The 23,599-nt window shown below is 40.2% G+C and carries 26 protein-coding genes; 13 read left to right on the top strand and 13 right to left on the bottom strand.

From position 1 onward, the window contains the following. Positions 1-37: 37 nt before the first annotated feature. Genes J8L73_RS12650 through cyaY form a run of 6 tightly spaced genes read right to left on the bottom strand, consistent with a single transcriptional unit; the run spans position 38 to position 5,877 of the window. Positions 38-1,147 (bottom strand): heme biosynthesis HemY N-terminal domain-containing protein, encoded by a 1,110-nt coding sequence (locus J8L73_RS12650; RefSeq protein WP_211001221.1) that lies wholly within the window; start codon positions 1,145-1,147, stop codon positions 38-40. Beyond that, on the bottom strand, positions 1,144-2,976 hold the full coding sequence (locus J8L73_RS12645; protein WP_211017513.1) for a uroporphyrinogen-III C-methyltransferase: 1,833 nt from the start codon (positions 2,974-2,976) through the stop codon (positions 1,144-1,146). The genes J8L73_RS12650 and J8L73_RS12645 overlap by 4 nt, the downstream gene beginning before the upstream one ends. Then, on the bottom strand, positions 2,977-3,915 hold the full coding sequence (gene hemC / locus J8L73_RS12640; protein ID WP_211001223.1) for a hydroxymethylbilane synthase: 939 nt from the start codon (positions 3,913-3,915) through the stop codon (positions 2,977-2,979). A gap of 36 nt (positions 3,916-3,951) precedes the next feature. Beyond that, entirely contained in the window at positions 3,952-4,878 is a 927-nt protein-coding gene (locus J8L73_RS12635; protein WP_211017511.1) for a DUF2914 domain-containing protein, read from the bottom strand. 22 nt (positions 4,879-4,900) lie between these two features. After that, positions 4,901-5,557 (bottom strand): dienelactone hydrolase family protein, encoded by a 657-nt coding sequence (locus J8L73_RS12630; protein ID WP_211001225.1) that lies wholly within the window; start codon positions 5,555-5,557, stop codon positions 4,901-4,903. Continuing rightward, the gene (gene cyaY, locus J8L73_RS12625; RefSeq protein ID WP_058547701.1) at positions 5,554-5,877 is read right to left on the bottom strand and encodes an iron donor protein CyaY; all 324 of its coding nucleotides are present in this window, start codon (positions 5,875-5,877) and stop codon (positions 5,554-5,556) included. The genes J8L73_RS12630 and cyaY overlap by 4 nt, the downstream gene beginning before the upstream one ends. A gap of 169 nt (positions 5,878-6,046) precedes the next feature. Here cyaY and J8L73_RS12620 point away from each other — a divergent pair, with 169 nt between their 5' ends. The 9 genes from J8L73_RS12620 to J8L73_RS12580 all read left to right on the top strand — a co-directional run bounded on the left by J8L73_RS12620 (position 6,047) and on the right by J8L73_RS12580 (position 13,508). Then, positions 6,047-6,241, top strand: coding sequence for a lipoprotein (locus tag J8L73_RS12620; protein WP_211017503.1), 195 nt, complete (start codon positions 6,047-6,049; stop codon positions 6,239-6,241). Then, complete coding sequence (gene lysA, locus J8L73_RS12615; protein ID WP_211001227.1) at positions 6,242-7,495, top strand: diaminopimelate decarboxylase; 1,254 nt, start codon at positions 6,242-6,244, stop codon at positions 7,493-7,495. A 64-nt stretch (positions 7,496-7,559) separates the two neighbouring features. Next, a complete protein-coding gene (gene dapF, locus J8L73_RS12610) occupies positions 7,560-8,390 on the top strand; it encodes a diaminopimelate epimerase (RefSeq protein WP_211001228.1) in 831 nt (276 codons plus the stop codon). After that, positions 8,387-8,998 (top strand): DUF484 family protein, encoded by a 612-nt coding sequence (locus J8L73_RS12605; protein ID WP_211001229.1) that lies wholly within the window; start codon positions 8,387-8,389, stop codon positions 8,996-8,998. The genes dapF and J8L73_RS12605 overlap by 4 nt, the downstream gene beginning before the upstream one ends. Further along, positions 8,995-9,942: a tyrosine recombinase XerC gene (locus J8L73_RS12600; protein WP_211017501.1), complete on the top strand. Its 948-nt coding sequence runs from the start codon at positions 8,995-8,997 to the stop codon at positions 9,940-9,942. Before J8L73_RS12605 ends, J8L73_RS12600 begins: the two co-directional genes overlap by 4 nt. A 9-nt stretch (positions 9,943-9,951) precedes the next feature. Next, on the top strand, positions 9,952-10,659 hold the full coding sequence (locus J8L73_RS12595; RefSeq protein WP_211017499.1) for an HAD-IA family hydrolase: 708 nt from the start codon (positions 9,952-9,954) through the stop codon (positions 10,657-10,659). Between the two features lie 25 nt (positions 10,660-10,684). After that, positions 10,685-11,791, top strand: coding sequence for a retropepsin-like aspartic protease (locus tag J8L73_RS12590; protein WP_211017497.1), 1,107 nt, complete (start codon positions 10,685-10,687; stop codon positions 11,789-11,791). A 23-nt stretch (positions 11,792-11,814) separates the two neighbouring features. Then, complete coding sequence (locus J8L73_RS12585) at positions 11,815-13,119, top strand: hypothetical protein (RefSeq protein WP_211017495.1); 1,305 nt, start codon at positions 11,815-11,817, stop codon at positions 13,117-13,119. A 32-nt stretch (positions 13,120-13,151) separates the two neighbouring features. Next, a complete protein-coding gene (locus J8L73_RS12580; RefSeq protein ID WP_211017493.1) occupies positions 13,152-13,508 on the top strand; it encodes a HopJ type III effector protein in 357 nt (118 codons plus the stop codon). Positions 13,509-13,518: 10 nt separating this feature from the next. Here the strand turns inward: J8L73_RS12580 and J8L73_RS12575 are convergent, their stop codons facing one another. Together J8L73_RS12575 and J8L73_RS12570 are read right to left on the bottom strand one after the other, a co-directional pair. Further along, entirely contained in the window at positions 13,519-13,926 is a 408-nt protein-coding gene (locus J8L73_RS12575) for a GNAT family N-acetyltransferase (protein ID WP_211017491.1), read from the bottom strand. Between the two features lie 41 nt (positions 13,927-13,967). Next, positions 13,968-14,273 (bottom strand): DUF6482 family protein, encoded by a 306-nt coding sequence (locus tag J8L73_RS12570; RefSeq protein ID WP_211001235.1) that lies wholly within the window; start codon positions 14,271-14,273, stop codon positions 13,968-13,970. A 91-nt stretch (positions 14,274-14,364) separates the two neighbouring features. Between J8L73_RS12570 and J8L73_RS12565 the strand changes: the two genes are divergently transcribed. The 3 genes from J8L73_RS12565 to J8L73_RS12555 all read left to right on the top strand — a co-directional run bounded on the left by J8L73_RS12565 (position 14,365) and on the right by J8L73_RS12555 (position 16,752). Next, on the top strand, positions 14,365-15,057 hold the full coding sequence (locus J8L73_RS12565) for a pseudouridine synthase (protein WP_211017489.1): 693 nt from the start codon (positions 14,365-14,367) through the stop codon (positions 15,055-15,057). 99 nt (positions 15,058-15,156) lie between these two features. Beyond that, positions 15,157-15,531, top strand: coding sequence for a BlaI/MecI/CopY family transcriptional regulator (locus tag J8L73_RS12560; RefSeq protein WP_211017487.1), 375 nt, complete (start codon positions 15,157-15,159; stop codon positions 15,529-15,531). Between the two features lie 9 nt (positions 15,532-15,540). After that, positions 15,541-16,752, top strand: a complete 1,212-nt coding sequence (locus J8L73_RS12555) for a M56 family metallopeptidase (protein ID WP_211017485.1) — start codon at positions 15,541-15,543, stop codon at positions 16,750-16,752. A 73-nt stretch (positions 16,753-16,825) separates the two neighbouring features. Here J8L73_RS12555 and J8L73_RS12550 read toward each other — a convergent pair whose 3' ends face one another. After that, positions 16,826-17,209, bottom strand: a complete 384-nt coding sequence (locus tag J8L73_RS12550) for an MAPEG family protein (RefSeq protein WP_211017484.1) — start codon at positions 17,207-17,209, stop codon at positions 16,826-16,828. Between the two features lie 255 nt (positions 17,210-17,464). Here J8L73_RS12550 and J8L73_RS12545 point away from each other — a divergent pair, with 255 nt between their 5' ends. Then, positions 17,465-18,343 carry a DMT family transporter gene (locus J8L73_RS12545; protein ID WP_211017482.1) on the top strand — a complete coding sequence of 293 codons (879 nt, stop codon included), beginning with the start codon at positions 17,465-17,467 and terminating at the stop codon, positions 18,341-18,343. Between the two features lie 70 nt (positions 18,344-18,413). Here J8L73_RS12545 and J8L73_RS12540 read toward each other — a convergent pair whose 3' ends face one another. The 4 genes from J8L73_RS12540 to J8L73_RS12525 all read right to left on the bottom strand — a co-directional run bounded on the left by J8L73_RS12540 (position 18,414) and on the right by J8L73_RS12525 (position 23,549). Continuing rightward, entirely contained in the window at positions 18,414-18,731 is a 318-nt protein-coding gene (locus tag J8L73_RS12540; protein ID WP_211017480.1) for a multidrug efflux SMR transporter, read from the bottom strand. Next, complete coding sequence (locus J8L73_RS12535; RefSeq protein WP_211001242.1) at positions 18,731-20,263, bottom strand: carbon-nitrogen hydrolase family protein; 1,533 nt, start codon at positions 20,261-20,263, stop codon at positions 18,731-18,733. Before J8L73_RS12535 ends, J8L73_RS12540 begins: the two co-directional genes overlap by 1 nt. Positions 20,264-20,349: 86 nt before the next feature. Continuing rightward, positions 20,350-21,198, bottom strand: coding sequence for an MBL fold metallo-hydrolase (locus J8L73_RS12530; protein ID WP_211017478.1), 849 nt, complete (start codon positions 21,196-21,198; stop codon positions 20,350-20,352). Positions 21,199-21,263: 65 nt separating this feature from the next. After that, positions 21,264-23,549, bottom strand: coding sequence for a penicillin acylase family protein (locus J8L73_RS12525; protein WP_211017476.1), 2,286 nt, complete (start codon positions 23,547-23,549; stop codon positions 21,264-21,266). Positions 23,550-23,599: the final 50 nt, after the last annotated feature.

Genomic DNA, 23,599 nt, shown 5'->3' with positions numbered 1-23,599 from the left:
TCCTGAACATCAAATTTAATAAATTACAGTGTAGCCTTTATTGATACAAAACGAGTGCTTTATCGGCTTGAGCTGTTTGCTTATAACTCAATGCCGCCTGTTCACTAAATTGTTTTTTATTTTCTGCGTTTAGCGCTTTATCAAACACCTTTGCAGCTAATGTATAATCGCCCTGCGCATTAGCTAAACATGCGAGTGAAAGCAATAAAGCGTTGTTTGAATCGTCTTTCTTAAGGCGTTCTTGAATAGTTGTTTGTAACTTAACAGCATCGGCAGCAGTGGTTTTACTTAATATATTAGCAAGTAATAAGTGCTGCTCATTATGTTTGACCATTTTAATTAAATCGTTCTCAATTACGCTTAATTGACCAGCTTGTGCCATTTGCATTAAATAAGCATTATGGGCATGAGCCTGTAACTTTTTAGGTAACTGTTTATACTTTTTAGTGAGTTTGTCGTCATCGATCGCACTAAAATAAGCATTAAATAATTGTGTCCACTGCGTCTCGTTGAGCACTTTTTTACGATACAAGCGCGGCAAATACTCTTCAAGGGCATCAAAATGCTGTTGTTGCACCAGCACTTCGGCATAAAGTTTAAGCTCCAAAGGCGTTGCTTTTTTAGCATCTGCACTGGTACGCATTTGCGACTCAATTGCGCTACTATCGCCACTTGCAAGCCACAGCTTTGCTACTTTGAGCTGGTTTTCTGGGCTTATTTCAAATAAACGCTCTAGTGCTTTATCTGCTTGGTTATTAGTGAGGGCTGCTTTGGCCAATAATGCTAAGCGAATATCTTCAAATTTACTTGGCACGCCATTACCCGATAATGCCTGCTCTACATGCTCGTAATCATCGTTAATAGCACTCCAAAGAGCTTGCTCTATGGCAGCGTGCTTACGCTCTTGGCTACGCGCAAAAAAGCCATGTTTAGTATTATGATATATCGATAGTAAATAACGTATTAACTTATAAGTTAAGTACAGCACAGCTGCTGTAATCACCGCCATAATACAAAACGACACTATAGTGCCTTCAATCGTTGTATTATTAAACGAAATAAGCACATAGCCTTTTTCATCTAATACAAACGGAGTGACCGCCAGTACTACAACAATAGCTACAATTAATATAATTATCCCTATCATTGCATCCACTCCTTAACCTGTTCTGTGCTTTTTAAGGTCACTTTAGGGTTAAAGTTTAGCTGCTCCTTTTCAAGATTTGCTAGTACTTTTAATACTGATTTAGTTGCATCATCGTCTTGCTTAAAGTACTCAGTAACCAAGCGCTTAGCTTCACCTAGGGCATTAAAATAAATACTCGCTTGCTTACTCATTAACGCATCTTGCGCCTGAGTTAAATTAAGTTTAATACGCTGATTAATTAAATGGCGTTCTTGGTCAGTTAACATCGGCTCAATTGCCACACCTTCGTGATGACGAATGGTGATAAAGCTATCAACTATTTTATTCCAGCTATTACTTAAGTTTTGCTGCCAATCGCTTATGTCTTCACTTAGTGCGTTTTTCTCAACTTCTTCTTTATCCGAAGGCACATTAACCGCATTAAAAACTAGGTCATCAATGCTGTTTAAAACACTGTTTAATTGTAAATAAATAGCCTCTGTTGCTATTGGTTTTAAACTATCAAGCATTTGCATGTCTTGCATAATGGCTTGGCGAACTTCTACAGTCCCTGGATGTTCACTTAGTAATGAATCTAAACGCTTAAGTACAGCACTTGCACCTTGGTAATCTTTTTCAGCCCATAACTTAAATTCAGCCATACGCTGTAAGCTATTTACTTCTTGCGGGTTAAGCGAAACACCTTGTTGCTGCGCTTGCTGAAGAGCTGCTTTTAATTGCTGCTGATTATTGGCTGTACTTTCTTTTAGCGCTGCCGTTACCTTTTGCTCACTATTAAACAGCGCTTGCTGCAAATTAGATTGTGCAGACTTAAGCGCTTGCAGCTCTTGAGCCAGTAACTTGTTTTGTTCATTCAGCTCATTAACTGCGCTATCTTGAGCCTTACCTGCATTCAATTTTTGGTAAAACTCAAAACCTACCCCACCTGCTACAACAAGTGAAATAATAAGCGCAAGTACCGCTACTTTACTTATTTTTTGCTTACTATTATTAGGCTTATTAGCTGTATTTACAGGATCTTTTTTATTTGAAGGCGCGGCTGCTTTAGCTGGGGTTTTGCTATTTGCCGTTACTGGCTTTGACTGTTCGCTCATGTTGCTACCTTGCTGTTTGATGCAGGAAAACATAGCGTTGTCGCCTGCCCCTGCTGCAATGTGTATATTAGCCGAACTTACCTGTTGCTGCTGTAAATAAGCGGCAATGCGCTCGCTAGCAACATAAAATCGGCACTGTTGTAACCACTGTAATTGTTCTTGAGTTAGATTATCAAATATTGCATCTACTGCTGCATTACTTGTAATGACTATACCTTGTACCTTCAGGCTTTGCCAGTGGTCTGTCCAGTTGGCTTTTTCAGCGGATACGGGCTCCCTTTTGTAAACAACGCAATTATTTAAAAAAGCGCCGCGTTCCTTTAGTGTTTTGGCTATATCGGGACGACCCGCTTGGCCTTTTATTAACACTATATTGCTGCCATCAACCTCAGCTAGTGACTTTAATGCTAATAAACCTTCTGAATCATATTGCTTAGGTACGGCAGCCCTAACACCAAACTGCTCATAAATAGTATCGGCTGTTTGTTGCCCAATGGCATAAAATTGCGCTTTAGTATTTATATTTGGCTTTAATTGAGCAAGAGCGGTTACAGCGTCTTGCGATATAAATATAATTTTATCGGCATTTAACAGGGGACTCAACTCGGTACTTGAGGGCGTTAAATGAGTCAGTTTTAAAACAGGAAATAATGACGCCTGATAACCCGCTTCCTCAAGTTGTTGAGCAAGGGCTGCGCCTTTTCCTTCGGGCCGAGTTATCAGAATATGTGTCATTTATGCGTCTCTATAAACTTCAGCTAATATTTTATCTGCACCTTGAGCTAGTAGCTTTTTAGCAAGCTCAATACCAATTTCCTCTGCATCATTTATATGACCAGTAACTTCATCGTGTAAAATTTCACTGCCATCAACGGCGCCAACTAAGCCACGTAAATGTACCTGTTCGCCATCAACTAATGCATAAGCGCCTATTGGTACCTGACAACCGCCTTCTAAATGACGGTTCATTGCGCGCTCTGCATTTACACGAATACGTGTTTGCGTATGTTCAAGCGGTGCAAGTAATGCTTTAGTTACTTCATCATCAATACGACACTCAATGCCTACAGCACCTTGACCATTTGCAGGTAATGATACTTCTGGCTCAATATAATCGGCAATACGCTCGCCCATTTCTAAACGAATAAGCCCTGCAGCCGCTAAAATAATAGCATCATATTGACCGTCATCTAATTTAGCCAAACGTGTATTCACGTTACCGCGCAAATCACGAATTTCTAAATCTGGGCGAAGCGCTCTTACTTGGCACTGACGACGTAAACTCGAAGTTCCTACAATAGCACCTTTTGGCAACTCGCTTAAATTAGCAAAGTTATTTGAAACAAATGCATCGCGTGGATCTTCTCGCTCACAAATAGTATGTAGATCAAGCCCTTCGGGAAACTCTACTGGTACATCTTTCATAGAGTGTACGGCAATATCTGCACGACCATCTAACATAGCTTGCTCAAGCTCTTTAACAAATAAGCCTTTACCGCCAATTTTAGCAAGTGGAGTATCTAAAATAATATCCCCCTGAGTCGACATTGGGACTAATTCTACACGCACATCATTATGAAAATGCTCAAGTTGTGCTTTTACAAATTCAGCCTGCCAAAGTGCTAAAGCACTTTTACGGGTGGCAATGCGTACTAGTTTTGTTTTTTCTGTCATAGGGGTATCCAAATAGTTACTACTAAATAGCTAAGCTTAGTCAGCTAAAATTCTAAATTCTTTTTGAGCAATTAAGTTGCCCTGCTCATCCACAACATCTACACGCCAGTGGCCTGTTTGTGTATCCATAATCTTTTTTGTTGAGTATGTTCTGTAACGGGGTGAGGTCACGCTTAGTGATATTTCGGCCATAGTTTCACCTTCGAAGGACCATACATGTTTAACTTGTTGCCCTTGTAAATTTTTAAGCTCACTAAAAAATGACAAACCCTCATCAAACTGATTTAACCTTATATCGGCTGCAAATACATTTGTAGGCTCGCGTTTACTTACTTCGCGAGTAAGTACTGCACGGCTAATTTTGCCTGTATCTATTTGTGCGCCTAACGCTACACTTGCTACATGTGCATCAGCAGAAAACCCTTCTGTGCTAGTCAAGGCACCATCATCACTGTCTAATTCAACTGATAAATCGCTAGCGCTTACAGGTTGCTCGCTACTTTGTAGCTTTTCGCTTTCAGGTTCTTGTTCTTGCGGTATATTATTTGCCGCTAACGCATTTTCATCGCCTACAAAATCTGTATTCTCAGAAGCCACAGATTGAGGCTCTTCATTTTGTAAATTTTGTGAAGCTAACAGCGGGTCAATACTCGCTTGTGTCATGTTATCAGGCTCATCAAGTAAATCACTTTGCTGTGCTTCACTATCTATATTTGCCTCGTCGCCTTTTTCGCTATTTTGCAGGCTCTCATCAACGCTTAAAAATTGCGCTTGCTCGTTAGCATGCTCACCTTGGTCAGCATTTACCGATGCAGTTAGCCCATACGCTACAGCAGCAGAGGTCATTACCACCAACATAGAAATACTCACAATACGACGCCAGTGCCACTCATAACTAACCGTAGGCACATTATTTTGTGGTTCGCGTTTAACATTTGCTTTAATTACTATTTTTTGACTCATATTGACCTCAGCGGCTCCAAAATTAGCTTAAACGGGCAATTAACCATTGGCGAATAGCTTGCAATTCTTCTGCGCAAACCTGGTGAGCCATTGGGTAATCTTGCCAGCTTACATCCATGTTATGTGCTGTTAATACTTCATACGCACTTCTTCCCGCACTATGCGGCACTACGTTATCTTGACTACCATGCGCCATAAATACGTTTAAATCGGTATGTTTTGCTTCGTCTGCAAATTTTTGAGGCACACACATATAAGTAGAAAGCGCCATAACACCACCTAGTTTGTGCTCAAAACGTGGCGCTAAATGTAGCGACACTACGCCGCCTTGCGAAAAACCAGCCAAAATAATTTTATGAGCAGGTATGCCGTTAGCCATTTCTTGATTAATAAGCGCTTGAACTTTCTCAGCTGAATCTCTTACGCCTTGCTCATCGGCACGCTTATCTAATTCTATAGATTTAATATCGTACCAAGAACGCATTTCCATGCCACCATTTATGGTGACCGGTTGCACTGGTGCATGTGGAAATACAAATCGTATACCTAGCTCACTGGGTAAATTAAGCTGCGGTGCTACAGGCGCAAAACCATCGCCTGAATCACCTAAACCATGTAACCAAATTACCGTTGCTTTGTGTTCTGATTGCGCCGGATATTCTACAAATTCTAAACTCATAGTGATGATTGCCACTTAATCTCTTGGCCTGCTTGGCGAGTAGATGCTTGATTCATAAACTCCCAAAACTCAGCGCCAGAACGGTTATCAATCCATTGGCCGTCGCGCATTTCAAAGTGGTGACCATTAAATTTAGTTGCCACCCATACTTGATGTAAAGGCGCTTGTTTATTAATTACAATTTTACTTTTATCAGCAAATATAATTTCTAAAATACCTTGCGCCGACTCATAATCTAAATCAGCTTCGCAATCATCAACTTGCTCTTCAATTGTGAACATAAGAGCTTCGGCTAATTGGTGATATTCGTGTTCAGTCATTGTAATTTTCCTTTGCAGGCGAGCCGCCTAATATTGGGTACATTTCAGCTTATAATTAGCTTTAAAAGTGTGCAGCTAGTGTAACAGGAATAAAATCATCCGCGAATAGCTGCATTTTTTAGATATTCTGTTACTCTGCGATTATAAAGCCAGCAACCATATTAATCTAATGAAAGCGACACATACCTTACAATTAAAAAAACTATTAATGAGCACTGTACTGCTAAGCGCATTAGCTGGTTGCGGTCAAAGTGGCCCTCTTTATTTACCAGAGCAACAAGCTGATCAAAATCAACCTCAAGAAACAGTTAAACCAGTAACTATTTCAGAGCAAAACAACACGCAGCAAAGTCAGGAGCAATAAATGGATTATTTTAACTACCAAAACAACCAATTATTTGCCGAAGACGTAAGTGTGGCAGCTATTGCTCAGCAATATGGTACACCTTGCTATGTGTACTCTCGCGCTACTTTTGAACGTCATTACTTAGCGTTTGCTAATGCCACTAAAAATCATAAAAGCTTGGTGTGCTACGCCGTTAAAGCAAACTCTAATATTGCCGTACTTAATATATTAGCGCGCCTTGGTTCAGGTTTCGATATTGTATCGAAGGGTGAACTTGCACGTGTAATTAAAGCAGGTGGCGACGCCTCTAAAGTCGTTTTTTCGGGCGTGGCTAAAACAGCCGACGAAATAGCGTATGCGCTAAAACTAGGCATTAAATGTTTTAATGTTGAGTCGGCCTCTGAGCTTGAGCGTATTTCTGAGGTTGCTTGCGAGTTAAATTTAGAAGCGCCTATTTCTATTCGTGTTAACCCTGATATAGACGCAAAAACGCATCCGTATATTTCTACCGGTTTAAAAGAAAATAAATTTGGCATTGATATTCAAACAGCAGTGAGTGTTTATCAGCATGCAGCGTCTTTACCGGGTTTAAAAATTACCGGTGTTGATTGCCACATAGGTTCGCAACTAACAGAAGTAAGACCCTTTTTAGAAGCGTTAGATAAATTAATGGCGCTAATTGATGAGCTAAAAGCTTGCGGTATTGAGCTTACGCATTTAGATATTGGTGGAGGGTTAGGAGTACCGTATAACAACGAGCAACCGCCACACCCAAGTGAATACGCAGCACAAGTGACTGAACGTTTAGCTAATTACAAACACCTTGAACTTATTTTCGAGCCTGGGCGTGCTATAGCTGCCAATGCCGGCATTTTAGTAACCCAAGTTGAATTTATTAAACAAAATCAAGAGAAGTCTTTTGCTATTGTAGATGCGGGTATGAACGACATGCTACGCCCTTCGCTTTATCAGGCATGGCAAAAAATCATTCCGGTTTCAGTGCGAAACGATGACACGCCAAAACATAACTTTGATATTGTAGGCCCTGTATGTGAAACCGGTGACTTTTTAGGTAAAGACCGCGAACTTGCACTTAAACAGGGCGATTTACTAGCACAGCGTAGTGCTGGCGCATACGGTTTCACTATGAGCTCAAACTATAACTCTCGCCCTCGTGTTGCAGAAATAATGGTAGACGGACAGCAACACCACCTTATTCGCCAACGCGAAACGATTGAAAGCCTTTATCAAGGCGAGAAAATTTTACCATAAACGTTTTTGCCAACTCGCTGCTCTGTGGCATGATTAGCACAGAGCAAAACCGAATTAGAGCGCTATGTTAGTTAATTTTTCCAAAATGCACGGCTTAGGCAACGACTTTGTTGTAATTGATAACATTACACAAAATGTATTTTTGTCTCGCGATCAAATAAAAAAACTGGCTGATCGCCACTTTGGCATTGGCTTTGACCAATTGCTAATGGTAGAGGCGCCATACTCACCCGATCTCGACTTTCATTATCGTATATTTAATGCCGATGGTAGCGAAGTAGAACAGTGCGGAAATGGCGCACGCTGTTTTGCCCGTTTTGTGCGTATGAAAGGCTTAACCAACAAACATAAAATTAGCGTATCGACTAAATCGGGCAACTTAACGCTATACATAGAAAAAGATGGCCAAGTTACCGTAAATATGGGCCATCCTAACTTTGAGCCTGCAAAAATACCGCTTAAAGCCAGCAAACGTGAACTGACCTATATTATAAGAGCACAAGAGCACACTGTATTTAGTGGCGCAGTGTCTATGGGTAACCCGCACTGCGTATTAGAAGTTGATGATATAACGACCGCGCAAGTTGATGTACTTGGTCCACTGCTGGAAAACCATGAACGTTTTCCAAATCGTGCCAACATCGGCTTTATGCAAGTTGTATCGCAAGATCATATAAAGTTAAGAGTATGGGAACGCGGCGTTAGCGAAACCCTTGCTTGTGGCACTGGCGCATGTGCAGCGATGGTTATTGGCCATATTCAAAGCAAACTTAACACCACGGTACAAGTTGATTTACCTGGCGGTACATTGCAAGTGCGCTGGAGCGGCGAAGGCCACCCAGTACGCATGACCGGCCCAGCCGAGCATGTATTTGATGGACAAGTAGCATTATGAGCGAGCTAACTAAAGAGCAAGTTGCTGAGTATTTAGCTCATCACCCTGATTTTTTAATTGAGCAACCACAGCTGCTTGCAAAGCTTGAGCTACAGCAAAAAGAAAATGGCGCGACCTCTTTAGTTCATATACAGCAGCGCCAGCTACGTGAGCACAACACGCTGTTAAAAAATCAAATAGAGAGCATGAGTAAACATGCAACACAAAACGAGCTTGTATATAGATTATTTAGCCAGTGCCATAGTCAGCTTTGGAGCAATTACGACTTCGATACGCTTGCCAGTAACTTAACCAATATAATTTGTACAAGTCCAAATATAAGCAATTGTAAGTTAATTAAATATACAGCACAGTATGAGAGCCTTATTGAGCACCGCCTTACACATTCTACGCATTATTTAGGGCGCATTAATCAACAAGAGTGCGAGCTATTATTTAGCGATAAAACCCAATCGGCAGCTATTTATTTAATTGGTGATAGTAAAAAGCCAGTAGCTATTTTAGCCTTTGGTAGTAACGATGCTAACCACTTTGAACCCGCACAAGACAACCTCTTTGTACTGGATTTTGTACGTGCCCTGCAGCTAAGGCTGTTGGAACTTGCATGAACGAAAACCCCACGCCAAATATTAGCGATTTAAGCGATAACTGGCGTACGCCTATTAATTTATTTAGCGAATATTTAAAATACGAAAAGCAATATTCAGCGCACACTGTAAATCAGTATGTAAGCCAACTTGGCTTTGCAGCGCTTTATTTTAGTAAATTATGTGATGACTGGTTTGGCGTGCAAGGCGAGCATATTCGTCGCTACAGTATGGCGCTTCGTTCAAAGCAATTAAGCGGGCGAACAATTAGTTTAAAATTAAGCTGTATTCGTAGTTTGTATAAATTTTTGAAAGCCAAAAATATTGCACAGCAATCGCATTACCATAACCCTGCACAAGGAATTAAAGGGCCTAAGTTTTCAAAGCCACTTCCAAAAAATCTCGATGTAGATCAAATGGCAAGCCTGCTGGAAATAAATGACGACGATCCATTAGCCATAAGAGATAAAGCCATGATGGAACTAATGTATTCATCTGGGCTGCGCATTAGTGAGTTAGTTGGCGCTAACATGCAAGACATAAACACTAAAAACGGAGAGATTTTAGTACGTGGTAAAGGCAACAAAGAACGCTTAATTCCGGTTGGCAAAAAAGCATTAAATGCCCTGCAAAATTGGCTTACTATACGCGGCCAATTTGCAAAACCCGATGAAATAGCCGTGTTTTTAAGTAGTAAAAAAAACCGTATTTCGGTGCGTCAGGTTCGCCTTCGTATGCAAGAGTGGGGCATCAAACAAGGGATAAGCTCGCAGGTTCATCCACATAAATTACGCCATTCATTCGCTTCTCATATTTTAGAATCCTCTGGCGATTTACGTGCCGTACAAGAGCTATTAGGGCACAGTAGTTTGTCGGCTACACAAGTGTATACGCATTTGGATTTTCAGCATTTAGCCAAGGTGTACGACAACACCCATCCTCGTGCTAAAAAACAAACCGATTAGGAAATAACTATGATCCGATTTAATCGTGCTCTTCGCCCTTTTTCTGTTATGAGCTTTGATTTAGACGACACGCTGTACAACAACCACCCAATAATAAAAGCGGCGGTTAAAGCGCAGCAAGATTACTTAAGCGCACTGCCAAGCTACCTAGAGCAAGGCCCAAAATATTGGCAGCAATGTCGTAACGAAGCAGTATTACAATCACCTGAGCTTGCCGATAACGTGACCAAATGGCGCCAACATACACTGCGTTTAGCGCTTTCTAAATTAAATTTAAACGCCGATGATGTAGAGCACCATGCAAATGCAGCGTATAACGCTTTTGCTGACGCACGTAGCAAAATAGTCGTCAGTGACGACGTACTAACACTACTTGATAATTTAGCTCAGCATTTTACGCTTGTTGCCATCACTAATGGTAATGTGGAAATAGAACGCTTTAATTTACACAATAAATTTTCGCTCGTGTTACAAGCGGGCATGCACGGTAAAGCAAAGCCTCATAAAACATTATTTGATAAAGCCGCGACGCATTTAGATATTCCTAAAAGTGAAATTTTACATATTGGCGATAGTCTAGATACCGACGTACAAGGTGCTAATAATGCTGGCTGCCAATCGGTATGGCTAAACGATCAAGGCGCTACCTATACCTATAAAGGACTTGCCGATGTTGAAATTGCGAATATTCATGCCTTAGCACATTTTATTAAATAACCTAAAATACAACGACGAGATTGCAATGAGCCATTATACCAAGCTAATAACCTTACTATTAATTGGCTCACTTAGCCTCAATGCTTACCTGCTATGGCCAGAACAAGTAGCGGTTGTTGGCAAACAAGAAATCCAAAAAACCTCTGCAAGACCAATTAAAGCGCCTAATAATGAGCTGCTTACTGAGGCTAAACAACAATTTGAGCAACACCAATTTGATGAGGCGTTTAATAATTACCAGCAACTAAAGCAACGCTCCCCAGCCCTTGCTCGCACACTCTACTCTTCGTGGGTTTTGCAATTAAAAACGTGGCTAAATACTAACTTATTTCTTAGCGAGCCATTGTTAAACACACTATTAGATCAAGACCCTTACAATACAGAGCTACTTACATTGCAGGTCGATTACTTAATAAATAGTGGGCAAATACAAAATGCAATTATTGCTTTATTTGAACTATACCCGTTGTTAAATGAGCAACAGCAAAGCACTGCAAATGTGCGGTTGGAAAATTTGACTAAAAACGAGCTTCATAGTTTAAGTGAGCAGCAAAATTGGCAAGCAATTATCGAACAAACCCAAATTTGGCTCGATTATCAAAACGACAATAGTCATTTTTTATACGCACTGGCTTATGCCTATTACCAGCAAAATGACTTTATAAGCGCATTAACCACTCTTGAGCGAATGCCACGTAATAACCCTCTTAAAACAGACGTAAATACACTAAAAACACTAATTAATAAAGCTCAATCGCAAGATGACTTTATTACCCTTACCCCTTACGGCGCACATTATTTAATTAGTAGCGAGCTAAATAACTCACTGCAAAGCGAACTAATGATAGATACTGGTGCAAGCATTACTTCTCTTTCGAGTGATGTGCTTAGCCAACTCTCACCAAGACCACTTTATTTAGGCGATGTAACCGTAAACACGGCAAATGGGCAAATTAAAGTTAAGCGTTATCAAATTGAGTCGTTTAAAGTGGGGATGCAAATTATTTACGGTTTTGAAGTGCTCAGTATCGAAAATACCCGCGGCCAAGGTTTGTTAGGGATGAACTTTTTATCGCAATTTAAGTTTAATATAAATCAACAAACAAATGAGTTAGAGTTGAGTACTAAATAAACAAAAATAATAAAAGGAAGTTTATGCGTACTCTACTATTTACACTACTTTGTTTTTGGCAATGTAGTGCTCTGGCAACAAGTTATTTTGTAAAAGACAAAAGCTGTGAGGCTATTTCAGAGCAACTTACAATTAAGACTCAAATGTCATTATTTCAGTTAGATAGTGAAGTTAAAGCACAGCAAAACTTGAGAACCGAAGCTTTATTTGAGTACAAAAAAATTAAAAATTCGTTAGCTGCTAACTCTCAAATCTACGTTAAAGAAAGGTTCGTAATGAATAGGGACGTTAACCAAGAATCGACCTCTTCTAACTCAATTAAAAAACGTTTATTTTATACCGCTCACTTCACACCTTCCAAAAATTGCAATGAAAACCAAGCAATGTCTGAAGCTACTTTTATTGCAGGAGAACATACCTTCAGAATTTTGAAATCAAAAGAAAAAAAGATAATAATTCTTTCAAATAGTGATGACCGACCTGCATTCAAAAAATTTGATAGTAAGTTAATTACATCAAAGCACTTTTTTGACACCAAATTTGGGCAAAGCACACAAGAAGTAACTCAGCTGCTGGGGTTACACAGCCTTGAACTAAAAAATGAAAGCAAAAGAATACGTGTATATGGTAGGCATCATGCTTTTCACTTTGTTAATAATCAATTAGTAGGCTATCAGTTCCATTTAAACTTATTACCCATGCAAATTAATAATGTGCTCACGCTGGAAAATAAAAAGCTTAAGATCAAACTTAGTAATAATGAGATTGTAGAAGCAGCCACTTCTATAACGCCTTTACAAATAACGGTATTAAAGAAAGAGTTTGCAGATGTTGAAACCGCATATTATAAGTCATCAGACACTGAAGTAGATCAAAGGCTAATAGGACTTTCTCATGGGCAGCTAATAGGCAAAATCGCATTCAATAAGCACTGCATTAAAAGCTTTATCGCCAAAAAAGATGGTAATATTGATAAAAATATAAACACATCATTAAAGCTAATCAGTTCATCTGAAGACAATATCAGTGTTACTCCATGCAGCGAATTCTTATATAAAAAGGCTGACTTTATTGCCAAGTTAAAACTTTTTGAACCTATCTCTACTAACAATATAAAACTCTCGGCATTAGCAAATTACTTTAAACAAGGACACAGTTGGAATTTTTCAGGTGTGAAATATAACGACCCTATTGCAAGCCTTGCTAAGTTAGGCGATTACGACGAGTTTTTTGACTCAGCAGAATTTACTTCTCAACACTGGGATGGTTATTTTTATATTTATGACGGAAAGCTTTTAAGTGCAGAGCTTACTAGCAACGATTACTAGTCCCTTATGTTATTTATATTAAAAGGATAAAAATGTTACTACTAGATTTTTTACAACAACTTACAGACAACCCTAAAAGCATTCAATTTACCGATACAATGGCGGTGATAGAAGCTAATTACGATTTTACTGCATGTGGATTTAATAACCACGGGTTACTTAGCTCAGCAAGTGAAAACAACGGTTCATGTAAAATTTTTGCGTTTGCTAAATTAAACGATTTAAGTAAACAAAATACGTTGGATTGCTTTGGTAAGTTTTACCGTGAAGACGTACTGCAAAACCCTAAGGGCGATGATCACATGAACATTCGCACGTTTATGTTAGCGCCGGAGGCAACGCCATTTTTGGGCGTTACCTTTGAAGGCAAGTCGCTAAAAGCAAAATAGTCAGCAAAAATTAAAGCGACTTTTCCATAAAGTAACGCGTCCCAGAGCGCGGATAATTATTAAGTTGATACTTAATACTATAACCGCGCTTTTCGTAAAATGGCTTAGCCTGAAAATCGAGTGTATCAAGCTGAGCGGTCGTTGCACCGAGTTCAACAGCTGATTGTTCAAGTGCCGTTAGTAACTTATCTGCAAGCCCTTGACCTCGCGCTACATCGCTACACCAAAGCCAACTAATCATCAGCCAATTTCCAAACACACACCCACTAATACCTGCAACAAGCTCACCTTGCTCATCAACAAATTTATAGCCTAATGGCACTCTTTGCGCATCAAAATGTTGCGCGTTAAACTCAACTATTTTACTACGCAGTGCTGAGTTTAATGCATCGCTGTGATCGGCTTGTAATTGGTACATGCAATGCCCTTAAAGGAGCAGATACTAGCAAACTAGCTCTATCAAAACAGGTTATTTTTTCCATAAGGTACTTCGAGCAAATTACTTGTTGTTTTTTCGGGTTGGCCACACATTTCATCGTAGGCACTGGTATGGCGCAGTACCATTTCGGCATAGGCTATTTTTTCAAATCGTTTTTGAATATGCAACGGGCTGAGCGCTTTTACAAACTCGCCATTTTCTTCGGTAATGTAATACTCTACGTTATTTATAATGACAGACACCTGATAGAGCGCCATTTCAAGTGAGTGCGCCACCACTTTTTGTAATGGTTCGTGTTTTTTTAGCTCAGAAAATTTCATACCCATAGCAATTGCCTTTAAATAAAAAGTAACTTTATAGATACGCACCTTTGCTATAATCGCGATCAAATTATTACATCACTACCTTTTAAAGCTTATGAGCAATAAAATTCGACTCGCTAAATACATTGCTCACGCTGGTGTGTGCTCACGAAAACAGGCATCGCGCTTAATAGATGAAGGAGTAGTAACGGTAAATAATCGCCCTGCTAATCATATTGATCACGTTGATGAGCAAGACTTAGTAATAGTTAATGACCAAGCAGTTAAAGGTGCGGCCGATTTAGTTTATTTTGCCTACCACAAACCAGTAGGTATTGACTGCAAATTAAATAAAGATGACCCTACGAGCCTTATTCACCACTTACCTACACTTACCCGTATTTACCCCATTGGCCGATTAGATAAAGACTCTCGGGGCTTACTTATTTTGACCAACGATGGTGATTTTTGTAATCAACTTATTCACCCTGACTTCCACCAGCCCAAACGTTATTTAGTCACGGTAAATAAACCTATTAATAATGAATTTTGTGAAAAAATGGCCGCTGGCGTACCTGTTGATAAGCAAGTAACCTTGCCTTGTGAAGTAACTAAAATAACTGACAACCAATTTAGTATTATTCTAAAACAAGGGCTTAACAGGCAAATACGCAAAATGACGCATTACTGCGGCTTTAAAGTAATTGATTTATTTAGAGTGCAATTTAGCGATCTTGCTCTTTCAAAACTAAACCTCCCTGAAAACCACTACATACAAATTAGTAAAACTGATATTTCAAAAATCTAACCTTCGTTTAAATAGCGCACAAAAAAGTTAAAAAATAACCTTGCAAAAATAGATTACAGGTGTAGTCTTGAATTAAAGATTACATTTGTAGGCAACAAAATGATTGAGTTATCAAAAGCAGAATTCGAAGTACTTGACGCACTTTGGATTAATTACCCAGCAACCGCCAGCCAAATTATTGAGCGCTTAAGCGGTGATAAGCAATGGCACGGAAAAACCATTAAAACCTTACTGAGTCGATTAGTTAAAAAAGGCGCACTGTCTTTTGAAAAAGACGGTCGCCAATATATTTATACTCCCTGTATGGAGCGCGCAGACTACACCCTAAAAGAGAGCCAAAACTTTATTGAGCGCTTTTTTAGTGGCCGCATAGCGCCGCTGGTAAGCGGTTTTGCTAAATCGGAGCAGCTTTCTCAGCAAGATATAAATGAGCTTAAAAAAGTCATTGATGACTGGGAAAAAAACCAAAAGTAAGGGATTAACATGGTTACTCAAACTGGGTTTAATTGGTTAATTGAGCAACAACTACTATTAAGTATTTTGTTTTGTGGATTTATTTTACTCGAGCGATTTGGTTTAAAAACCCTTGGCGCGCGGTTTGTATACAAGTTAGCGTGGTTACTGCCTACGGCATTAGTTATTGCTAATTTACCTAATGCGATAAAACCACTGCAAAATAGCAATATTAGCCATTACTTAATTACCCCTAACCAGCCTTTTACACATGAAATGGGTATTAGCTGGGCACTCATGTATGTACTTATTACTGCGGGGTTATTAATAGCCAGCTTTATTACACATACTCGTTTTGTTAAAAGCCTGCAGCTAACTAAACTAACACACTTTAACCATACACTTACTACAAGTGCTAAAACTTATATCAGCCAACATGTAGCCACGCCAATGGTGGTCGGTATTTTAAACAACAAGCTAGTGTTACCTAGTAATTATAATACCCAGTTTGATAAAGCTACATTAGCGCTTATTTTAGAACACGAAAACGTACACATTAAACGCAAAGACAATTTAACAAACGCACTCATATTACTGCCTACTATTTTGTTGTGGTTTAATCCACTTGCTTGGATGGCTTACGCAAGCTGTAGACGCTTGCAAGAGCTGACTTGTGATGAACGGGTACTTGCTAATAAAACCACACATCAACACATTTTATACAGCAAAGCCTTAGTTAACTGCGCAGCAGCAACGCCCGCAGGCCTAATGGCTTATTCACACTACGGAGATAAAAAGACCATGTTACAAAGACTTACTAATATAAAGCACAGTGGCAGCAACTCTCGCTTTGCCAAAGGTGGCTTACTGCTAATAGCAGCAAGCATGCTTAGCGGTTTAGCCATTGCAAAACAGCCCCAAGCTGAAATAACGAAAGAGGATCATATTTCACCAACAATACGTATTGAACCTGTCTACCCTGCCCAAGCAGCTAAGCAAGGCATTAGCGGCTCGGTTGTATTAAAATACGATATTACCGCCAATGGCAGAACAAAAAACATTAGTGTCATTCAATCTAAGCCGTCAGACGTTTTTGATAAATCAGCGAAGGAAGCCTTGGCAAAGTGGGAATATAAAATGTCTGAGGCAGGCTTTAATGATGTACTCATACAGTTAGATTTTGCTATAAACAGCGAGGTTGCTAATACCGATTTAATCGAGCGAATTAAAGTATCGCATTAATACTATTTAGTTATGCAAGAGCACAAAGCAAGCGCCCTTTTAGGCCGCTTGCTTTGTGGTTTTAACAATAAAATTAGATACTCACTACAATCATGGCAATGGCAGTACCTAAACCAATAAACCACACGAGCGAACGTATAATATCTAGGTTCAACCAATAAAAAATACAATACAAAGTGCGCGAGACTATATGAGTAACCGCCAAGGTTTCGGTTACCGCATTCACCGAATTAGTACCCAATACCACCGCAGTAGCAACGCCAAACACAGCAAGCGATTCAAAACAATTTTGATGAGCAGCGAGCGTCCGAGCACCAAAGCCCGTTAATTTTGCTTGTTGGGAACGTGGGTGTTTATTGTCATATTGCCCAAGTTTTGCCATCGCAACCGCCACTGGTACTTTTGCAAAATAAGGCATTAACACTGCTAATAATGCGCATACAATTAACGTCGTCATAATTTATTCTCTTATTATAAAACCTGATTATTTAACCAATACATATAACATACACGCATAAAAAAAGCCGCCCGAACGTTTTATGACATACGCTGGCGGCTAAACAATAGCATCACACTTACTATAACGAAGTTTACTCATAAAACAGTGCGGCATAATGTCGCAGATGATGAATATTCACTATCACCCTTAATACATCGCATTAATCACTAAAGATTGTTAACTTAAAGGCCTTATTTTTTATCGACGAACACCATGACTTGGATATTTTTCACATTTTTAGCCGCCTTTATGCAAGCTTGGCGTAATGCGCTGCAAAGTAAATTAAGCGCACATGTAAGTGTGGCTGGCGTTACCCTTTCGCGTTTTATTTTAGCAGGCCCTATCGCTGCAGTTTATTTGTATGGTTTGTATCAATATCAAAATACAGCCATGCCTACCTTTAATAATGCCTTTTGGGGTTTTATTATTGGCGCAAGTGTTATGCAAATACTTGCGACAAGCTTAATGGTAAAGCTATTTAAAATGAATAATTACGCCGTAGGTGCAGGGCTTGCTAAAAGTGAGGCGTTAGTCGCAGCTATTTTAGGGGTATTATTTTTTGGCTCTGCGCTTAGTTTATTTGGTTGGCTGGGCGTATTTTTAGGCGCCATAGCAGTGCTTTTACTTAGCGGTATAACCAGCGTGAAACACTTTGATGCTAAAACAGCATTACTTGGCCTTGCCTGCGGTACTAGCTTTGCTCTTACATCACTTTGGGTTCGTGAAGCGAGTTTAAATTCAGGGTTATTATTTCCGCACTCAGCGGCGTGGGTTTTACTGTTTGTAATAAGCTTACAAACACTTATATTACTTGGCTATTTATTACTAAAAGAGCCATATACTCTTAGTAAACTTTGGCAATATAAAGGCACCACAACTGCAATTAGTATTTTTAGCTGTGTAGGCTCTATTGGCTGGTTTAGTGCAATGAGTTTACAGCACGTGGCGTATGTTAAAACGCTTGGGCAGGTTGAAGTATTTTTTACGATGCTAATTGCTGTACTTTGGCTAAAACAACCGCTTAAAAAGCAAGACACCGCAGGCTTAACCCTCATAGCCATTGCCGCAATTTTAGTGATGCTGCCGAGTTAATACAGCATAAAAAAGCGCAGGCTTTTAAACCTGCGCTGCTATAAAGCTACTTATAACTTTAACGTTCATTTTAAGCGCTTATTTTTAGCGTTATCACACCGCAAATAATCATGAGTACACCCGCAATACGGCCAAACGTGGCTGCATCACCGTAAAATAATATACCCACTAAAAACGTACCCGCAGCACCTATTCCGGTCCATACCGCGTAGGAAGTGCCCATTGATATTTGCTTTTGTGCAAGCCACAACATAAAGCCACTGGCTGTTAAAAATGCCACAGCCATTGCAATACCCTGCCAGCGAGTGTCGGGTTGTTGTGAAATTTTTAAGCCAATTGGCCAGCCTATTTCAAGCAGGCCAGCAATGACTAAATAAACCCATGCCATTAAACATCTCTCTTTTTCAAAATTACGTCGTATAAGTCTTCACGGCGGTCTTTTAAATTGCGCACCGTACCTTCGCTATGAAGAATTTTTAGCTTATCCATATCAAGGTCGCTAAATAATAACATTTCGGTATTAGGTGTGGCTTCGTTGAGTGTTGCATCGTGCGGGAACGAAAAATCAGATGGCGTTAGCACAGCTGATTGCGAGTACTGTACGTCTAGGCTTTCTACCTCGGGTAAGTTACCTACTGAGCCTGCAATAACCACATAACATTCGTTTTCTATTGCACGCGCTTGTGCACAGTGGCGCACACGTAAATAACTATTTTTAGTATCGGTCCAAAACGGCACAAAGAGTATATCAAGCCCCTGTTTGGCTAATATTCGCGAAAGCTCAGGGAACTCTACATCGTAACAAATTTGAATGCCTACACGTCCAGCATCGGTGTCAAACACGGCAATTTTATCACCGCCTTGAATAACCCAATCATTTTGCTCGTGAGGGGTTATGTGTATTTTTCGTTGTTCATCTATTTTACCGCTACGATGGCATAAGTAACTGACGTTATAAATTTTATCGTCTTCGGCAAGTGGCATAGAGCCGGTAATAATATTGGCGTTGTACTCAATTGCCATACGCGACATAGCATTTTTAAATGTTTCGGTATATTCCGCTAAATAACGAATAGCTTCGGTTTGATTGCTTTGCTCTGTGAGTCCCATTAATGGCGCATTAAAAAACTCTGGGAATAATATAAAATCACTCTGGTAGTCAGATACCGTATCCACAAAGTATTCAACTTGCTTAAGTAGCTCTTCGACCGACTCAACACAGCGCATTTGCCATTGTACTGCACCTACACGCACTATCGACTTAGTCGATTCAAGCACGGTGTCGGTTGGCTCGTACATAATATTATTCCACTCAAGTAACGTGGCGTAACCTACCGATTCTTGATCCTCTGGCAAATACTTTTTAAGTAATCTTTTTACCTGAAAGTCGTTAGAAAGCTGAAAGCTTAAAATTGGGTCGTAAAGCTCTTTTTGGTCTACCTTTTCAATGTATTCCATTGGTGTCATTTCGCTGCTGTGATTGAAATAACATGGAATACGACCACCCGCTAAAATAGCGCGCAAGTTATATTGGCGGCACAATTCTTTACGGGCATCATAAAGACGACGCCCTAAACGCATGCCTCGGTGAGTATCGCTAATGGCAACATCTAAACCGTATAAGGCATCGCCTGCAGCATCGCTAAATACGCGATCATGCCCGTCGGCTATGTCTTCGTAGGTATGCGGGTTTGAAAAGCGTGTGTAGTCTACTTGCACACTCAGTGCTAAGCCCACCAGCACGCCGTCATCGACTATACCTATTTGCCCTTCGGGAAACTGATCTATGAGTCTAAAAATGGTATGACTTGGCCATGCGCCACCTAAGTCGGGGTAAGCCTGATCCATCAATGTTTTAATTTGTGGATACTGCTCTTTTGTTAAGTTACAAATTTCTAGGTGGGTTTTTTCTGCCGACATACACAACTCCTTTGGGCATAAGAAAATAAAAGCCGAATGTACGAAAATACATTCAGCTTTGTATCATGTTTTTTACGTTACGCGAACTACTTTAAACTGCGATAAAAAAGTGTAGTCACTTTCTCCTTTGGCAGCCAGCCTGCGTACTTAAGATTAAGCGTAGCCAGCGGATCGGCTTTTAGTACTTGCTCTAGGCTTGCATTGTTTTGCATTGAACTTAGTATTAAGTCTTTAGCCTTTTGAACTAGTTTAGCATACGTTTCCAGCCCTGAACGGTCACTTACCGGCCCATGCCCGGGTATCACTATAGTGCGCTCGTCTATTTGTTTAATAACATCATCTACGGCCGCAAGTATACCGTCGACACTGCCGCCGCTATCTACATCAACAAACGGCAAGCTGCCAAAGTTAAAATAAATGTCGCCCATGTGCACTATGTTATCGTTATTAAAAAATATAACCGAGTCACCATCGGTATGTGCATGCGCATAATGCACTACATGTGCGTGTTCGTTATTAAAATGCAGTTTTAAATCGTGGCCAAAACTAATGCGTGGCAGGTAATCTGAGTTTGCACCATGCTTTTCTTCTAATCGCTTATGAACGTTGTCATGCGCAATGACATGCGCGCCGGCTTTGGCAAAGTTTTCGTTACCGCCAGTGTGGTCGCCATGATGATGCGTATTAATTACAAACTCCGCGCTACCGGGTTTTAAATCACTAATGGTTTTTTTAATGTCGTCTGAGAGCTTAGCAAATTGGTCATCAATAATATAAATACCATCGTCCCCAACACTTGCTGCAATGTTACCGCCTTGACCAAATAATACGTATACGTGGTCACTTAACTTTTCAGCGGTAACTGGGCTTTCATCTGCATGCGCAGTACTACTGAATAATAAGCCTGTAATTAATACGGGTAGTATTTTTTTCATTGTTGTTTTCCTGTTTATTTTTAATTATCACAGCCCATATAGAACGTGCTTAGCGCTCATTTAGTTCATTTCACCGGTTCAATTACTATTTGATGCACTAATTCTTGTGGCAATAAAGGCGTGTGTTTACCCTCTACATAATCACTAAAGCCTGCACGATAAAACTCAGATAGCGGATGCCCCGATTGCCCACCTGGCACTGCCATAATGGCATTTTCTAAATGCCCAGGTTGGGCAATAAAGCGCTGCGACGCACCAAAGCTTTTACCTTGCACTGCAGGCATGTAGCTATCGCCGAACCCAGGCGCTATTGGCATATTTAAAAACTTAGCAAGTAGTGGTATTTGCTTAGCAAACGGGTGCTCAATAGTAAGCGCGTTTATTTTTCCCCACTGCCAATTTTGTAAGTTATCTCCATACTCAGCTTTAAGTGTTGTAATTGTGTGATTAAATGCCCCGGATAATTGCTCATTCCAATTTTTATACTCAGGATTTACCCATGAATCTGGCTTTGCCTTAATAAGCTGCCATATAGCGGGTTCTAGATCGCGCTTTACATATTTAAGGGTTCCGTTTTGCTTATTAAGCTTATTTTCTATGTTTGCAAAAGCAGTATTTATTAATGCACTTCTATAGCGCTTAACTAAGGTATAACCTACAGAGCTTGCACATGCGCACTGTTGCCAGTTTTCAAGCTCGCTAATGTATTGCTTATTTTTGCTTTTATCTTTTTTAAGCTGATTAAGCAGTAATGTATGCCAAGGCATTAAAAAACGGGCTTGGTTATCAAGCTGTAGCGCGTAAAAATCGCTCTCAGCAAAAGTTTGCTTTTCAAATAACCTATCGCGTATTTGGCTTGAACGTGCCCCTAATGCATAACCACCATTACCAAAACGTGCGTTATCAGTAGCCGATACAACACGTGAGTTACCCGTCCATAACCGCCCGCTTTGCGGGTTTTTAACAAATGGGCGCTCATTTTCATTTTTCTCAAAAAGTGCAGAATATTCGTTTGCGTTTACACTTAACTCGCTTGGCGTTTTACGTGCAGGTATACCGCCCATATGTTGCCACGCGGCACTACCTTTACTATCAACCACCATCAAGTTTTGCACCGGAATACCCACATTGATCGCTATTGCTAATGCATCATCAACCGTATTTGCTTGTTCAAGTTTTACTAATTCCATATTAACCGCGTAAGGCTTATGCGCAGCCCAGCTAAGTGCATAAGGCTTTTTATTAATGTATTTTACTGGGCCATATTCGCTTAACGTTAATGGGTAGTTTTCAACTTCGCCATTGGGTAGTGCAATGGGTTCATCAACTTGCCATGTTTTACTGTCATCATTTAGCGCTATCCAATCAGCGGTATCTATGTAGCCATTAGTAAAGCCCCACGCAATTTTATTATTTGTGCCCACTACAATAGCGGGTGCGCCAGGCAGCGATACGCCTGTTATTTGAGGTTGCTTAGCATTTTGCATGTAATTAAGCTGCGCTCTGTACCAAATAACTGGCACTGCCATCGATAAATGCATATCGTCTGAGAGCATGGCTGCTCCCGTTTGAGTATGCGCACTGGTTACGGCCCAGTTATTACTGCCGCGCTCTTGGTTTGCTTGAATGTTTGTAACTGTGTGCTGTGCTTGCGCTGGAAGAGTAGGTATATCGCCTGTAAAAGGCGTAAGTTTACTGCCATCAAGCGCAGCTTGGTATTGGCTTGGTTGCGTTAAAAACTCAACCATTTTTTGCCCGTATGCTTGCTCAATCTGTATTAGCGCTTGGTCACGCTCAAACGTTGCACTTTGTAAATCAAGATACATGCTAAATATCACAAGCAGGCTGTCTTCACTTTGCCATGGTTTTTGCATCGCGCCTGTAAGTAAGTATTCAAAGCTTGGATAACCAACTTGGGCTAATCCTTCGTTAACGCCTTGTGCGTAGCTTTTTAATAATTGTTTATCGGCCTCTGGTAGGGTTTGTAAAATAGCGCGGCTGCGTTTGCGTAATTGATGAAAGCGCATTTTTTTATCAAGCCCAATGGCCGCTTTGCCAAATAGCTCACTTAGCTCACCTGCGGCGTTGCGCCTTAATAAATCCATTTGAAAAAATCGGTCTTGTCCGTGCGCATAACCTAATCCATAAGCGGCATCGTTTCTATTATTGGCATTAATGACAGCTTGACCTAGTGAGTCACGCGATATTTTAACGTTATCGCTCACATGATTACTTTGACCTTTGCCATCAAGTGTTGGCAGGCTTAAAGTCAGCACACCATATATTACCGCCGTGCTTGCAAGCGCTAAAATCACAATTAATAACAATAACCGTTTGATTACTTTAAACATCAGCCTTCCCTATAAAAATTTATACTACGCAGTATGAGCATATAATAAAC

Origin of the sequence: Pseudoalteromonas sp. MMG006 (assembly GCF_018101025.1) — a bacterium.
Classification (GTDB): domain Bacteria; phylum Pseudomonadota; class Gammaproteobacteria; order Enterobacterales; family Alteromonadaceae; genus Pseudoalteromonas.
This window is presented reverse-complemented; position numbering and strand designations above follow the sequence as displayed.

Excerpts from the sequence above, each read along its gene's own strand:
- J8L73_RS12650 (WP_211001221.1), bottom strand. The coding sequence starts at position 1,147 with ATGATAGGGATAATTATATTAATTGTAGCTATTGTTGTAGTACTGGCG.
- J8L73_RS12645 (WP_211017513.1), bottom strand. The coding sequence starts at position 2,976 with ATGACACATATTCTGATAACTCGGCCCGAAGGAAAAGGCGCAGCCCTT.
- hemC (WP_211001223.1), bottom strand. The coding sequence starts at position 3,915 with ATGACAGAAAAAACAAAACTAGTACGCATTGCCACCCGTAAAAGTGCT.
- J8L73_RS12635 (WP_211017511.1), bottom strand. The coding sequence starts at position 4,878 with ATGAGTCAAAAAATAGTAATTAAAGCAAATGTTAAACGCGAACCACAA.
- J8L73_RS12630 (WP_211001225.1), bottom strand. The coding sequence starts at position 5,557 with ATGAGTTTAGAATTTGTAGAATATCCGGCGCAATCAGAACACAAAGCA.
- cyaY (WP_058547701.1), bottom strand. The coding sequence starts at position 5,877 with ATGACTGAACACGAATATCACCAATTAGCCGAAGCTCTTATGTTCACA.
- J8L73_RS12620 (WP_211017503.1), top strand. The coding sequence starts at position 6,047 with ATGAAAGCGACACATACCTTACAATTAAAAAAACTATTAATGAGCACT.
- lysA (WP_211001227.1), top strand. The coding sequence starts at position 6,242 with ATGGATTATTTTAACTACCAAAACAACCAATTATTTGCCGAAGACGTA.
- dapF (WP_211001228.1), top strand. The coding sequence starts at position 7,560 with ATGTTAGTTAATTTTTCCAAAATGCACGGCTTAGGCAACGACTTTGTT.
- J8L73_RS12605 (WP_211001229.1), top strand. The coding sequence starts at position 8,387 with ATGAGCGAGCTAACTAAAGAGCAAGTTGCTGAGTATTTAGCTCATCAC.
- J8L73_RS12600 (WP_211017501.1), top strand. The coding sequence starts at position 8,995 with ATGAACGAAAACCCCACGCCAAATATTAGCGATTTAAGCGATAACTGG.
- J8L73_RS12595 (WP_211017499.1), top strand. The coding sequence starts at position 9,952 with ATGATCCGATTTAATCGTGCTCTTCGCCCTTTTTCTGTTATGAGCTTT.
- J8L73_RS12590 (WP_211017497.1), top strand. The coding sequence starts at position 10,685 with ATGAGCCATTATACCAAGCTAATAACCTTACTATTAATTGGCTCACTT.
- J8L73_RS12585 (WP_211017495.1), top strand. The coding sequence starts at position 11,815 with ATGCGTACTCTACTATTTACACTACTTTGTTTTTGGCAATGTAGTGCT.
- J8L73_RS12580 (WP_211017493.1), top strand. The coding sequence starts at position 13,152 with ATGTTACTACTAGATTTTTTACAACAACTTACAGACAACCCTAAAAGC.
- J8L73_RS12575 (WP_211017491.1), bottom strand. The coding sequence starts at position 13,926 with ATGTACCAATTACAAGCCGATCACAGCGATGCATTAAACTCAGCACTG.
- J8L73_RS12570 (WP_211001235.1), bottom strand. The coding sequence starts at position 14,273 with ATGGGTATGAAATTTTCTGAGCTAAAAAAACACGAACCATTACAAAAA.
- J8L73_RS12565 (WP_211017489.1), top strand. The coding sequence starts at position 14,365 with ATGAGCAATAAAATTCGACTCGCTAAATACATTGCTCACGCTGGTGTG.
- J8L73_RS12560 (WP_211017487.1), top strand. The coding sequence starts at position 15,157 with ATGATTGAGTTATCAAAAGCAGAATTCGAAGTACTTGACGCACTTTGG.
- J8L73_RS12555 (WP_211017485.1), top strand. The coding sequence starts at position 15,541 with ATGGTTACTCAAACTGGGTTTAATTGGTTAATTGAGCAACAACTACTA.
- J8L73_RS12550 (WP_211017484.1), bottom strand. The coding sequence starts at position 17,209 with ATGACGACGTTAATTGTATGCGCATTATTAGCAGTGTTAATGCCTTAT.
- J8L73_RS12545 (WP_211017482.1), top strand. The coding sequence starts at position 17,465 with ATGACTTGGATATTTTTCACATTTTTAGCCGCCTTTATGCAAGCTTGG.
- J8L73_RS12540 (WP_211017480.1), bottom strand. The coding sequence starts at position 18,731 with ATGGCATGGGTTTATTTAGTCATTGCTGGCCTGCTTGAAATAGGCTGG.
- J8L73_RS12535 (WP_211001242.1), bottom strand. The coding sequence starts at position 20,263 with ATGTCGGCAGAAAAAACCCACCTAGAAATTTGTAACTTAACAAAAGAG.
- J8L73_RS12530 (WP_211017478.1), bottom strand. The coding sequence starts at position 21,198 with ATGAAAAAAATACTACCCGTATTAATTACAGGCTTATTATTCAGTAGT.
- J8L73_RS12525 (WP_211017476.1), bottom strand. The coding sequence starts at position 23,549 with ATGTTTAAAGTAATCAAACGGTTATTGTTATTAATTGTGATTTTAGCG.